The 13,621-nt window shown below is 44.6% G+C and carries 9 protein-coding genes; 3 read left to right on the forward strand and 6 right to left on the reverse strand.

The window, feature by feature from the left end:
• The 5 genes from QUA16_RS14680 to QUA16_RS14700 form a co-directional block, all read right to left on the reverse strand.
• A partial coding sequence (locus QUA16_RS14680) for a tetratricopeptide repeat protein (protein ID WP_333181187.1) occupies positions 1 to 1,203 on the reverse strand: 1,203 nt, incomplete at its 3' end.
• Positions 1,196 to 5,287 carry a tetratricopeptide repeat protein gene (locus tag QUA16_RS14685; RefSeq protein WP_333104101.1) on the reverse strand — a complete coding sequence of 1,364 codons (4,092 nt, stop codon included), beginning with the start codon at positions 5,285 to 5,287 and terminating at the stop codon, positions 1,196 to 1,198. The genes QUA16_RS14685 and QUA16_RS14680, both read right to left, overlap by 8 nt.
• A gap of 24 nt (positions 5,288 to 5,311) precedes the next feature.
• A complete protein-coding gene (locus QUA16_RS14690) occupies positions 5,312 to 8,227 on the reverse strand; it encodes a tetratricopeptide repeat protein (protein ID WP_333104102.1) in 2,916 nt (971 codons plus the stop codon).
• A gap of 432 nt (positions 8,228 to 8,659) precedes the next feature.
• A complete protein-coding gene (locus tag QUA16_RS14695) occupies positions 8,660 to 9,535 on the reverse strand; it encodes a calcium-binding protein (protein ID WP_333104103.1) in 876 nt (291 codons plus the stop codon).
• Positions 9,536 to 9,627: 92 nt separating this feature from the next.
• Complete coding sequence (locus QUA16_RS14700; protein WP_333096849.1) at positions 9,628 to 9,813, reverse strand: hypothetical protein; 186 nt, start codon at positions 9,811 to 9,813, stop codon at positions 9,628 to 9,630.
• A 641-nt stretch (positions 9,814 to 10,454) separates the two neighbouring features.
• On the opposite strand from QUA16_RS14700, the gene QUA16_RS36920 reads away from it, so the two are divergent.
• Entirely contained in the window at positions 10,455 to 10,526 is a 72-nt protein-coding gene (locus QUA16_RS36920) for a hypothetical protein (protein WP_445305409.1), read from the forward strand.
• A 563-nt stretch (positions 10,527 to 11,089) separates the two neighbouring features.
• On the opposite strand, the gene QUA16_RS14710 is transcribed toward QUA16_RS36920, so the two are convergent.
• Complete coding sequence (locus QUA16_RS14710; RefSeq protein WP_333104104.1) at positions 11,090 to 11,269, reverse strand: hypothetical protein; 180 nt, start codon at positions 11,267 to 11,269, stop codon at positions 11,090 to 11,092.
• A gap of 17 nt (positions 11,270 to 11,286) precedes the next feature.
• Between QUA16_RS14710 and QUA16_RS14715 the strand changes: the two genes are divergently transcribed.
• The gene (locus QUA16_RS14715) at positions 11,287 to 11,409 is read left to right on the forward strand and encodes a hypothetical protein (RefSeq protein WP_333181190.1); all 123 of its coding nucleotides are present in this window, start codon (positions 11,287 to 11,289) and stop codon (positions 11,407 to 11,409) included.
• A 1,830-nt stretch (positions 11,410 to 13,239) separates the two neighbouring features.
• A complete protein-coding gene (locus tag QUA16_RS14720) occupies positions 13,240 to 13,437 on the forward strand; it encodes a hypothetical protein (protein ID WP_333104105.1) in 198 nt (65 codons plus the stop codon).
• Positions 13,438 to 13,621 lie beyond the last annotated feature (184 nt).

Here is a 13,621-nt window from a genome sequence, read left to right on the forward strand (position 1 = left end):
CATCTTGCCTGTATCTGATTGTGGAACAGGCATCTTGCCTGTATCTGCTTGTGGAACAGGCATCTTGCCTGTATCTGATTGTGGAACAGGCATCTTGCCTGTATCTGCTTGTGGAACAGGCATCTTGCCTGTATCTGCTTGTGGAACAGGCATCTTGCCTGTTCTCTTACTGATAATAGATGCAAAACTTTGTTTAAAACTAACAGTTTGATAACAGCTAATCGCCTCAGCAATTTTACCTTGCCTAGTCAAAGCTTCCCCCAAATTCAGATAAGGCCAAAAAGCCTCCGGTTTAGCTGCAACAACTTGACGGCAAAAGTTCTCAACTTCATCTAGCTTGTCTTGCCTAACAAAAACTTCCCACAAATTGTAATAAAACCACCAAGGAAGATCGGGATTTATTTCTATTGCTTGGAAAAATGCCGCCGCCGCTTCCTCCCAATATTTTTGGTGGCTCATAACAGCACCTAAATTATAATAAGACCAGCAATCATCGGGTTTTTGGACGATAGTTGCGCGAGATGAGGCTAATGCGCTATTGCACTTTTCTTGCTGCTGCAACAACTCCTCTAATTTCGCTGAAACATTACCACAACTCGGCATAGCTGTCAAGAGAGATTGGTAAATAATAATTGCGCTTTTTGGGCGATCGTACTTGGCTAAATTCTCTCCTAACTGCAAATAAAACTCCCAATTTTCCGGTGGAATTTGCAATTGATATTGTTCTAAAACCAACTTTAAATCCGACTCAGTTTGTCCGAGAGCATATCCCAACTTCTCGTAAATTCCCGGCAAATCTCCGTCAATTTCAATAGCTTTTAAATACGTAGCGATAGCTTCATCCCACTGTTTTAGTTTAGTTAAAGCGTCGCCTAAATTGCAAAAAGACCAAGCAAAATCCGAGTTGAGTGCAATCTCGCAGCGGTAAGCAGCAGCAGCTTCTTCCCATTGCCGAAGTTTCAGCAAAGCATCGCCCAGATTGTGATAAGACCAAGAAAAATCGGGATTTAACTCAACAGCTTTTTTGTAAGCAGCGACAGCTTCCTCCCATTTTTCAAGTTTCAGTAAAACATCGCCCACACTGTGATAAGACCAAGAAAAATTAGGATTTAATTCAATAGCTTTTTTGTACGCAGCAACAGCCTCATTAAACAGACCGCTTTCTTGCAGAGAATTACCCTGATTGTGGTAGTCATTATCCATGCAAAACTCCTGCAAGATTCATTAATTTTTCCAGCGAGTTCAAATCCACCCGTATATCTTTATGTCCCGGATATTTCTGAGTTTGGTCATCCACCAAATCGCAAAGTAAATAGTAATGTTCCAAACCGCACAAATTGCTAATCATCCAATAACAATGCGGCACGTAAAGAGGAGAAAAAATCTCAATTACCTTGGTTCCCGGACTGCAAAAAACTAGATTAGTCAACCCCCCTCCGTGAGGTGCGACAACTACTTTAGCAGCAGCCAAACACGATGCTTGTTCCGCTACCGACATCGTTTCCAACTTAACACTGCGAAACCCAAATTTTTCTAAGTATTTAATTACCTCTTCATCATTGACGATTCGCCGATAGGATGCTTGTTGGCGGGTGATATAAATTCGCTCTGAATAGTCTGTGTTTAGTGGGTGTTGTTCATTTAAAAATGTCTGTTTGAGATATTCACACTTCCATTTAGAAACCGCTCCCGCTCCGTCATAAAATATTGACGGAACTATTAATTTATCGGCTGTAATGTGTAAATTGCAGCGACTTTCTAAAAGTTTATCTTGAGGAATTCCTAAAGTCTCTAAAGTTTCGGCTTGATAGGGAGAATCAGAAGCATTGACAACAAACTTATCTATAGTTTCTATCAATCCGCTCCGCTGCAAAAGGTCAAATCGCGTCATCACATCAAACATCCAATGAAAATAAGCGGCTCCACCCCAGCGAGCCGATAAAAAAGCCACATTTCCATCGACGTGTTCAGCGGGAGGCAATTTGTCGGAAGTGATTACCAATTCAGAACAGCCCATTGAAATATCAGTAACAAGTTTATTGTCTGAAGTAATGACGGCGGTAGTCACAACATCTGCCCAAGCTCGTCCGTTTGGCAATACGGCAACAAAAGCTTTTCTGGAATGACTTTGATGCTCCCAAAATCTGTGGCTGCTGTCGATCGTTTTGGAATCAGATAAATTGATTTGACTCGCAGGATGGATGTCAATGCAGGTGAGGTGCAGATTCGATTCTGCTGCAACGGTCAAATCTTCTGTAAACCCACAGTATTTTTTGAGAATACTTAAGGGTAAGATTTGATTGCTGTATTCTCCCCGCTCGCTCTCATCGACTTCTCCTTTTTGTTCCAGAGCATAACCTATATTATCGTATGCTTCAAACAGATCCGGTTTAATTTGCAGGGCTTGAACTAAATTAGTGATTGCAGGTTCCCACTGCTGTTTAGCCATTAAACTCAAACCCAATCCTTCGTAACACCAGCAGGATTTTGGATCGAGATTGATACCTTTTTCATAAATGGCGATCGCCCTTTCCAATTCCCCTTGCTTCCGCAGTGCATCACCCCACTTTTTGTACAGCCAACTATGATCGGATTCTAGCTCAATAGCACGACCAAAAGCCACTGCTGCTTCTGGCCAATTTTCTTGGAATTCCAGAACTTCCCCCAAACAATTGTACAACCAACAATCATCGGGATTTAATTCTATAGCTTTGCGGTAAGCCTCCGTCGCTTCTTCCCAATTTTCCAGTGCAACCAAAGCCTTACCTAATCTATCGTAAGACCAACAAAAATCGGGATTCAGTTCAACTAACTTGCGGTAAGCAACAGCAGCTTCCTCCCACTCAGAAAGCTCCATCAGCACATCGCCTAAATTGTTGTAAGTCCAACAAAAATCGGGATTTAACTCAATAGCTTTGCGGTAAGCAACAGTGGCTTCCTCGTGTTCCTCCATCGCCTGCAAAGTTTCCCCCAAAAAGTGGTAAGACCAACTAAAATTAGGGTTGAGTGCGATCGCCCGTTGGTAAGCTGCCCGAGCTTCGTCAAACAGTTCTTTCTCTTGCAGAGCTTTACCCAACTTGTGGTAAGTTAAGTAGTTGCCCGACTTAATTTTAATAGCTGTTTGATAGCGGGCGATCGCCTCATCCAAATAACCGGAATTCGCAGCAATATCCCCCAACTTTTCCCAACCCAGAGACAACAGAGTTTGCTCGGCGCCCAAACTTTGATTGCCGATTTTTTTAACAATCAGTTGATAACCTTTGTGTACAACTTCTAACTGACTTCCAAACATCTCCACAAAAACATCGATCCCAATTTTAGTATCTTGCTCCGGGCTGTCGGGAAAAGTGAACTCGTAATCGTCAAAAATCATCAATCCCCCAACTTTCACCAACCTCCAAGATAAAATCGCATCCTGCAGAGCACTGGTGGGTTTGTGACAGCCGTCAATGTAAGCAACATCGTAATATTCCGCAGTCAAATTAATTAACAAATCTTGAGAGTAACCTTCTAATTCAATTACCCGCTCTGCTGCTCCCGTTTTAACAATATTGCCCTTAAACTGTTGTTGAAAATACAAATCAATACAAGTAATCTTTGCCGTCGGATGAGTTAAAATATTATCCAGCAGCCAGCAAGCCGACATTCCCTGAAAACTGCCAATTTCCACAACTTGAAAATCCGCAATTCCGGTAAATTCCTGCAAATGCCATTTCCAAATAGGAATATTGTGGGTAAACCAATCTTGGGTAAATTGATAATCTTTCGCCGCACACTCAGGCCAACTCCTCAATTCTGCCGCTTTTTGGTGGCAAATAATTGCTTCTTCTAATTCCCCTAATTGCGGTAAAATATTTCCTAAATCGTTGTAAGGCTTAGAATTGCTCGGCTCGATTTCTATTTGGCGACGGTAAGTGGCAATTTGTGCGTACAACTCCTGTTGTTTCACCCGCACATTATCCAGTTGGGCGACAACTTCCGCAGCATTGGGTTCAATTTGCAGTGCCATGCTATAAAATACGATCGCACCTTCAAGCTGCTTCTGTTTCGCTAAACTATTGCCTAAATTTATATAAAACTCCGCTCCATCTAACTCAATTACCAGCAATTTGTGGTAAATTTTCCCGCTTGCGAGTACCTCGATACCTTGACAATAAGTTTCGATTGTGCTGTCTAAACCCGATTCGCTGCGCTTCCGCAAAACATATCCCAACCTCTGATTGATTCCCGTCAAATTCGGCTCAATCTGAACCGCGTGCAGGTAAGCGCTAACAGCTTCATCCCAGGATTGTTCGCAGGTGAAGGCAATTCCCAAATTGACATAAAACCAAGGAATATTTGGATTTATTTCAATAGCTTTGCGGTAGCAACTAATAGCTTCCTGCCACAGTTGTTTGTGAGCCAAAGCGTCCCCTAAGCAATTGTATGCCCAGTAGGAATTATCATTAATTTCAAGAGCCTGACTGTAACATTTAATGGCTTCATCCAACTCGCGCTTCTGCACCAAAACATTGCCCAAACCCACGTAAGCACGAGCATAATTTGGATTGAGTTCGATGCTTTTGCGGTAACAGGCGATCGCCCGATCTAATTCTCCTCGCTGCGCCCAAGTTTTACCCAAACTGTGGTAAGATTCAAACGAATTTGGATTGATGGCAATGGCTTGTCGGTAATTGGCGATCGCCTCATCCCACCGTTTCTCCCCGACCAGCATTTCCCCCAAATTGTGATAAGCTGTTGCCAGTTGCGGGTTTAACTTAATTGCGCGCGAATAACATTCAATAGCGCAATCGCACTTTCCCAATTCCACCAAACTATTTCCCAGAGTCACGTACTCCTCAGCCGTTGCCCAATTCGGCTCAATATTAAAAGCTTGATACCAACAGTCTGCCGCCTCTTCTCGCTTCTCTAACTGCGTCCAAATTCTCGCCAACTGGCGGTAAACAGCAGCAAAATTCGGCGCTAGCGAAATCGCTTTTTCACAATTGGCGATCGCCTTTTCCCACTGTTTTTCTTGAGAATACAAAATGCCGAGATTAGCATAAACTTCCGGCAAATTTGGATTGCGATCGATCGCCCTTTCATACCAATGCTTAGCTTGCTCGATTTCACCTCGAACCTGCATCACCTTTCCCAGCGTCTGGCAAGCTGCCGCCAAATTCGGTTCAATTTTCAACGCTGACTCGCAAGCAGCAACTGCCTCATTTAACCTTCCTTCGGCTAAATAAACTTCTGCTTGCCGACTCAAATCAACCGCTGCCTTTTCCATCTTCTCAATCGAGGGCATAATTAAACTTTCTCCAGACACCAACTAACTCAAACCCACCACCTCAACCATCTTTTTCAGCGAACTCAAGTTCACTAAAATATCCTCAGTCAGCGAATTCTGATACATCAACTGTCTAATAGGATAGCATTCAAAAGCCTCGCCCGTTAAAAAGTAATGTTCCAACTGCAAATATTGACTGATTCCCCAGTAATAATGACTGATATAGTGAGGCGACACCAACTCAATTACTTTAGTTCCCTGGCTACAAAAAATTGTATTTGTCAAGCCACTGCCGTGGGCGGCAACTATTACCTCAGCGTGGTAAAAATGAGCAATTTGCTCTGCCAAAGACAAGGACTCCGGTAAAATAGAAACAAACTCAAATTTCTCCAACACCTCAACCACATCTTCCTCGTTCAAAACTCGTCTATATCTTGCTTTGCTGCGGCTGATATAAATGCGTTTGGGATAGCTCGAACTAGGTATAATTCCCTTGAGAAACTCCCGCCTCAAAAAATCCATCGCCCACCCAGAAGGCCAGCCCAAATATCCCGCAAAAGACGGTACAATTAACTCGGTTGCTTGAATGTGAGGCAAGCGATCGCTCTCCAAGACTTTCTCTTCTGGAATGCCCAGAATTCTTAGACTTTCCCGCTGAAATTGGTGCTGACAACTATTGACCAAAAACCAATCAATCTCCGCCAAATCCCTACCGCTGTGCCGCAGCAATTCTATCCGTGGCAAAACATCAACCATCCAGTGAAAATAGACATTTCCCGACAAACCAGAAAGCACCGCCACCCTGCCGTCAATTTGCTTTAAAGCTGGAAAGGATTCTAACTGAAAAACGCTGTGTTTTCTAACATCATGCTTTTCGCATCCAGGCAAAAACCCCGGATAATCTCTCGACACATCAGCCAACAAATAATTGTCAGGAGTAATTACAGCGATCGCCTTACAAATCAGCCAATAATTTTCCTGTGGAACAATCCAAACTCGCCCGTTAGGAATTGCAGCCACAAAAGTCTTGGGCGACTCCACAGGTATCGGTTGCGAGTTGGACAAACGGCACACTCCCCAACCCAAATGCACCGGATCGAACCACTTAGAAAGTCGCTGCAAACACAGCCCGCAAGTTAACCCGGCACAATCGGAATTTGCCAATTTGGAATTGGATCTCGCAAATTGGGAATTCGGAATATTTTCTGCACTTGCTTCGGGTGCAGGTTTCCAAAATATTTCCACATAATTGTCTGAATCTAACTTAGCATTAACCAGCCAATCCCAGCTCGATAAATAAATAGCGTGAGGATGTTTGATAGAAGTGCTATCAGGCAAGATAAAACTCTGTTTTTTCCACTCTTTCTGCTCCCCATACCCGTGCAATTGCAACTCTAAAACTTTTTGATAATAATCGAGCGCCCGTTCCCAGCGCCCCTGTTTTTCCAGCAGTTTTGCCAACTCAAAATAAACCTGCGGTAAAGCAGGTTGAATCGTCAAAGCCATGCGGTAAACTGCAATGGCTGCAATGAACCGCTTTTGCTGGGCTAAGGAATTTCCCACCCGCCAGTAAATCTCTGCATTCTGTGGTTGAATTTGCAAAGCTTTTTGATAATAAGCGGCGGCAGATTCGTGTCCGCCATACTCTGTTAAAGCATTTCCCAAATGCAAGTAAATTTCGGCTAAATAATCGCAAATTTCAGCAATTGGTAATTGGGCATTGGGCATTGGGCATTGGGCATTGGGCATTGATAATTTTTCCTGCTTCCCTCTTCCCTGTTGTGGAGAATTAATCCGTGTATCCGTGTCAAAATCCGTGTCGTGCCTTCCCTCGGACTTCTTCCCTGTTCCTTCAACATCAGACTCATTCTCGATAATTAATCCGTCTATCCGTGTCAAAATCGGTGTTGTGCCTTCCTTCTTCCTGCCCATCAATGCTGTGAGAAATCGATCGCACGCAGCGATCGCCCTTGAGAATTCATCATCATCTACCGCCGCAACTCTGCGCCTGTCTCCTAAGCGACAGTAAGCCTCAACAAAATCAGGCTTCAGAGCTATAGCCCGCTGAAAATAAGGCATGGCTTCAGCAATTTTGCCCAAAACCATCAAAGAAAACCCGGCGTCTGTATAGCCCGAAATATAGTCGGAATTAATCTCGATCGCGCGATCGAAACAAGCAAGCGCCGCCGAATGTTCCCCCTGTAATTGCCACGCTTTCCCCAGATTGTAGTGAGCCAAAACCATGTCCGGCTCCAACTCAATAGCTGTGAGGTAAGATGCGATCGCCCGATCAGGACTTTTGTCCAGGAAGGCTTGACCCAAATTATTGTGCAGCGTCGCCCAATCTGGCTTAATCTCGATCGCCCGCTGGTAAACTTCGATCGCCTCAGCCGTGCGATCGTCCTTTAGCAAAATCACACCCAGATTGCTGTAAGCTTTCACGTAATCCGGCGCCACGGCAATCACCTGTCGGTAGGTATCCATTGCCGCTTCGAGCTGACTATTTTCATCTAAAACCACAGCCAGATTGTATAAAGCATCAAGATAATCCGGTTTTTGGGCGATCGCATTTCGGTAACAGTCGATCGCCCCCAACAAATTACCCTGCTTGTGAAAAACATTTCCCAAGTTATAATGAACTTCTGCCCAATCTGGTTTCAAATCCAGAGCTTGTCGGTAGTGAAAAACCGCCTCATCCAGCCACGCATAGTCGCTGTAAAGTTGACCCAAATAAGCATGAGCCAGAAAAAACTGCGGCGAAATCTCCAAAGCTTGCACAAAAGCGTCTCTTGCCGCCGTCGGATCGCCTTGAGCTTCGAGAATTTCGCCTAAAGTCGTGTAAGCCGTGGGCGAAAACGGTTGAAGTTCGATCGCCTTTTTGCAAAACTCGATCGCCTCAGTTAACTTCCCCCGGTTCAAATAAATTTGGGCTTGCCGGATATATTTTTCAGTGCTCATTGCTAGCCAGCAGTTGCGGTTTCTTTACCGCTTCAGTAAAACCTAAAGATTCTAATTTAAAAACTTTGTATGTATATTTTGCCCGATCATACCAATTTAATGTGAAGTTGCACATATCTCGATCCCCCTAAATCCCCCTTAAAAAGGGGAGTAGGGGTTGACTTCAAGAAGCTTCCGGTCCCCCCCTTCTTAAGGGGGGCTAGGGGGGATCGAATTCTATGCAGCCTCATAAAAAATTGGTATCAGGCGATCGATTAATTTTATCAATAACTGTCGATCATTTTTTTTAACTACCCCTGCTGTAGTTCCTGTATTGAATATTTCAACCTCACCCCGCTTGTAGCAGAGTGAGGTTGAAATCCTTTAAAACTACCGGCTTTGTGAGAACAGCCCCGAATCTTATCCGGTGCTGCCCCACAACACCCAGTTGTTTTAGAACAACTCGAAGCTGTTCGAGGTAATTGTCAGGTTAGGCTGCAACTGAGCAACAGTTAGGACTCCGCTGGTGCCGTTGAAGAACAACTTACCGCTTGTTGGGTCGTAGACCAACTTGTTCGTCGTGGCTGCTCCTGGAGTAGCTTCGTTGAAACCAGAAACGACGACAAACTCGCTTGCCTCGAAGCCGTTGCTGGCCAAAGCAGAGAACACACCCCCGCCTGTCGCCTTCAAGCGGATCTTATCTTCGCCTGGGGTAAAGTCAGTGATCGTGTCTACGCCATATTCGCCACCAGCACTTGCGAAGTAGAACGTATCGCTGCCAGAACCGCCGATCAGGACATCACTTCCTCTGTCGCCAGAGATAAAGTCATTGCCAGCGCCACCATCGACAGTATCGTTGTCTTTACCACCGTAGAGGCTGTCGTTGCCGTCGCCGCCGCCGACAACATCCCTGCCTTGGCCGCCAAAGACTGTATCGCTGCCACCTCCACCGAGTACGGTGTCGTTGCCTCTGTCGCCAGAAATCAAGTCATTGCCATCGCCGCCGTCTATCAGGTCATCACCTTTACCGCCAAAGAGGAAGTCATCGCCCGTGCCGCCAGCGACCACATCGTTGCCACTGCCTGAAAGGATGGTATCGTTGCCGTCGTTGCCGCCGACACTGTCATTGCCACCGCCCGATAGAATCAGGTCGTTGCCAGTGCTAGCAGCGATGACATCAGCGCCCCCAAAAGTCTGGATGATATCGTTGCCGGCGAGGCCATTGTTCAACCTGTTGTCGCCTTGGGTGCCGATAACGGTAAAGCCACCGCCACCGACACCTCCAGCTAGTGAACTTGCTGGCTGTGTTGGATTTGTTACCTGTGTCATTTACACTCCTCCTAAAAGATCAATCATTTTTCTACAATACACTTTTCCCTCCAAAGGGATTCAATAAATGAAACCGGACATCGGTTGAGACCCTAATTGACCCGGCTGCTATAAGCTGTCATGTAATTTAAATTGTCAGCAGCGAGCCTCGGAGCGCGAGTTGAATCCTGTATTCGTTGAGCAGCAAATCTCGGTTGTTTCCTGCTTTTGACTCTCGACTCCACCACTGCCTCTTCTAACACGAAAATATTCCACTTAAACGTTTGCGAGTTTACCATAATGACCGTCGGTGTGGCTAGTCATTATTAAAACAATAGCCGGAAGATACACAGAGACCATTTTTAATGGGAGTCTGCTCTCAAGATTGAGAAGTTGCACCGTGCCCGCGGGCACTGTCATCGCCGGAGAGTTCGATCGCCCGCAATGGGGCTGGAACTGAGCTGCGATTTCTTTTAAGTACACTGTTGTTGACTTGACTTTTGATTTTCGCCAATAGTTCCCCAGAAATCAAAATTTTTTAGCTGGCTTTGAAAGCAAGCCCTCGCACGCTGGAGGCCGGATTCAATCACAAGTGCCTCCCAACACAGTCCCTGACGGACTTTTGAGCCTCATCACCTTGATGTTTCCAGCCAAATCCCTCACGATCAATGTAGGATTTTGGCTAAAAAACCCAGTTTTTCAACCCCTCTCCGTCATTTCAACCATGAGCAGCATCCATCCGCCAAATCAGACAATGCAGTGATCGTCTTTTGGTGAAGTTGGGATGAACGGTTGCCCGATAGATTTGTGACGGTACTGTCACTAGATTTTTGATTTTTGATTTTTGATTTAGTCCACAGATGAATCGCAGTTATGGGTTGGCGCAATTGTAGTTATGGATAATTTACCTGTTCATAATGCTGAAGCCGCCATTTTTTTGATGGTATCTATCGGCTCCCAAGTAAAATTATTACCTCCATACTCGCCGGATTTATCTCCCATCGAGTTGTAGTGAGCAAAAATCCAAGCGATTTTCCGTTCTGAAGCATATAGCAATCCTAAATGATTCAGATAAATTTGTAGGGGTAGTGCCTCCGTGCCTACCGCCTATCTATCGGGCAACCGGGCGTGGGATTGCCCCTACAATAATTATGAAAATGATGCGAGGATTGCTATATCTACCTTCAAATCTTCGGGATGAAGCGATTACTAAACCTATTAATGCTCTTACTGATGAAAATGCTTGACGATCATTTCATCACTCTGCTCTCTTTGGAGAACCAATTAATATATAGCGGTTCTCAAGCGTGGTGAGGTATGCCCTATGCCCACGGAGGCCTATGCCCACGGAGGCCACGGAGGCCTATGCCCATGAGTACCTCATATGAGAGCTCGAAAGGCTATAGATAATTTTTGTGGTACATTCGATCGCTCATACCTGTGAGGGAAAATATTAAGTCTTTAGCAAAGAGTTTTTCACTAATTGTTGTTAACTTCGAGCTGATCGTTAACGATTAGCAAATTTTCCGAAATTTAATTCGGCATTAATTGAGAGAAAATCTCTACTATTTATTCCTAGCGGTGTGCTGCTAGTTGCGCTGGTGAAGCGTTGGAATTGCTCTGGCTGTCGTACCTGTAGATGTGAGCGTCACTCTCGAAAATATAATTGATGGAAGTAGCTGCATAGTAGGCCAGCGCTAGCAGCGACAATAGATTAAGAACTCTATAAATTGGTTTCTCAGATACTTCGTTCATGTTGACTCCTACTTTTTATGCAAATAACTAATGTGGATACCGTGACGGCACTTGTTTTTAGAAGTTCCCCAACATCTCGCACCTCTAAAAATTTAGCTGGCTGCCGTTATACACTCCTGATGCCCGATCGCCAAAAATAAGTTCTACTGGAGATTTGAAACAGTTTTTGTTGCCTATTTCATATTGCAGTCTCTGCCTTGAATTTTGCATCTAACTGCGGTAAGAGTTAGGTATTTTGGGTACAAACGAACTCTACAATTTCCTGTTGAGAGCTGCTACGATTTGAATAAAGGGAGCTGGAAAAGCTTAATTGGCAAAGATCGTAGCTGTTTTTCCACGCCTCGCCAGGATTTTTATACTTTCGATTAATAGTACGCAGTGGCCGGAGGTAATGAAAATTCTTAAGTTGGTCAGCGGCAGGCGAAAATATGTCGGAAGTTATATTTTTGCAAGCAACAAGCCATGTTACATTACATATGAATTTTGAGCTTGGTTGAGGTGGTAAATAATTTTTGGGTAAAAAAATGTTGTGGTCGCTGTCCGATAATTTGAGTCCGACAATTTTGCCTGAACAATTTTAACTGAGCCACACCATTAAATCACGGTTTGACAGAAGAAAATTGACAGAAGAAAATTAGGCATCAGTCGATTGGAGACTTCGGCGTGAGACGTTCAGCGAGGGCTGAGTCAATCTCGCTTAGTTGAACGATTGGAGATTTGAGATTTATTCCACAGATGAATCTGAGATCTTCAACAAGAGCCTAAAATTTTGGGCTGCTGCCGACTCCTGTGGGAAACTTGTATCCGTTTTTGGGCGCAGGGCGGTTTCATTCTCACCAAAAACATGAATTTTGACTCTTGTAGTGCTACCCCTACTCCCCGTGCCTACCCTCCCCATCGACGATTTGCTCGTGTTTCAGAGATTGGGGCAGCCACGGGGGGCTGCCCCTACAAGAGAATGAAACAGCCCTGGTTTTTGGGCGGGGTCAATCGATTTTAGATTTTAGATTTTCGATTAAAGAATTGAAGCATTGACCCCACGGATAAATTCGGGGGATCCTTTATCGGATACAGGTTTTTTCTTTCTCCACGGATGAATCCGGAGGCTTGTATGCTGGATGCTTTCGGTCAAAAACCAGAAGGCAGAATTTGATAGCGGTCAAAAAATACTGTTTTAGGATTCAGCATTTTTATTGGCTTCTACCTTCTAGCTGCATTTTTTTTACAATTAAACAATATAAATTACTCGCTGCCATGAGCGATGCACGCCGAATAATTTATGAGGAGCTCACCAACTATGTTGAAGCCAGTTACTTCCACAATTTATTATAATTATTGATCGCATTGAGCTGTTTGTACCACAGACTTTGTGCTGGTAATTTGCAAAAGGGATAGGGGCAGAACAACAGGCCAAAACAGAGGACCGATTATTAAGGCTATCCAAGATATCACGTCTGTTTTAGATGTCGCAGTATCATTCCAAAAACTTTTGAACCAAACAAGAAAAACGATTAAGGCAATCGAAAAGTAGCTCATCATTATCATTTTTTTACCTGCCTGCCTATAGATGGGATAGGAGTATTTATAAATATTGTATCTCAGGGTGTGGCTCGCCGATCGCAACTTTATGGCCTGAGCTGCAAGCTGCAAGTGTCTAAAACCCAAAGTTTCACAGCTATCCGAGTCCATAGCCTGCGATGTTGAGCGGACTTACTCCCGCTACGCGGCGGTATTGGGAACTCAACGCCTTGCCTTCAGGGCTTTTTGAGGTTTTGTCAAACCTTGAGGCTACCACCCCAATTATAGCTTATGCGATCGAGGTCTTGGGTTTTCTGTGATTTAACTCACGTATACTGGCCGACTTCGGTCACAAATCGAGCCAAGAACGATCACACAGCTTACCCGACTGCAATCACCCTACTCTTTTCTCAAATGCTCGATATTATAATAGTCGAGTTCAACGAGATTTCATGCAAGCTCTGACTTTAAAATCCGATCGCGCGATCGCTGAACTGTTCTATCAAGTCACTCATTCAGGCAATCTGACTCGCACTGACAGCCACGGATTGCGCGAACTCTGCCAAAGCGCTCTCAGCGAAGACGCCAGAGATGCAGTCAACCGCCTGCTGCACGCCATCCGCCGCGGATGGGTCAGGATTTCCGATTAGTCCCCTCACACAAGAAGTTGAGATGAGTATTTCTACTTTCTCTCCTGTCAAGCTTTGCCAACAATAAGATTGAAGTGAGTAGGTCGCTCCATTAACCCTCTCCAAAAAAAAATGTACTGCGATCGAAAACCTCGCCCCGGTTTCTTGAAGAAGCCGGGATTTTTGATTTGAAGCAGTCAGGCAA

Source organism: Microcoleus sp. S13_C3 (assembly GCF_036700905.1).
Lineage (GTDB): Bacteria > Cyanobacteriota > Cyanobacteriia > Cyanobacteriales > Microcoleaceae > Microcoleus.

Coding starts and splice junctions, on each gene's coding strand:
- QUA16_RS14715 (WP_333181190.1), top strand. CDS start 11,287: ATGCAAATAACTAATGTGGATACCGTGACGGCACTTGTTTTTAGAAGT.
- QUA16_RS14720 (WP_333104105.1), top strand. CDS start 13,240: ATGCAAGCTCTGACTTTAAAATCCGATCGCGCGATCGCTGAACTGTTC.
- QUA16_RS14690 (WP_333104102.1), bottom strand. CDS start 8,227: ATGAGCACTGAAAAATATATCCGGCAAGCCCAAATTTATTTGAACCGG.
- QUA16_RS14700 (WP_333096849.1), bottom strand. CDS start 9,813: ATGGTAAACTCGCAAACGTTTAAGTGGAATATTTTCGTGTTAGAAGAG.
- QUA16_RS14710 (WP_333104104.1), bottom strand. CDS start 11,269: ATGAACGAAGTATCTGAGAAACCAATTTATAGAGTTCTTAATCTATTG.
- QUA16_RS14695 (WP_333104103.1), bottom strand. CDS start 9,535: ATGACACAGGTAACAAATCCAACACAGCCAGCAAGTTCACTAGCTGGA.
- QUA16_RS14685 (WP_333104101.1), bottom strand. CDS start 5,287: ATGCCCTCGATTGAGAAGATGGAAAAGGCAGCGGTTGATTTGAGTCGG.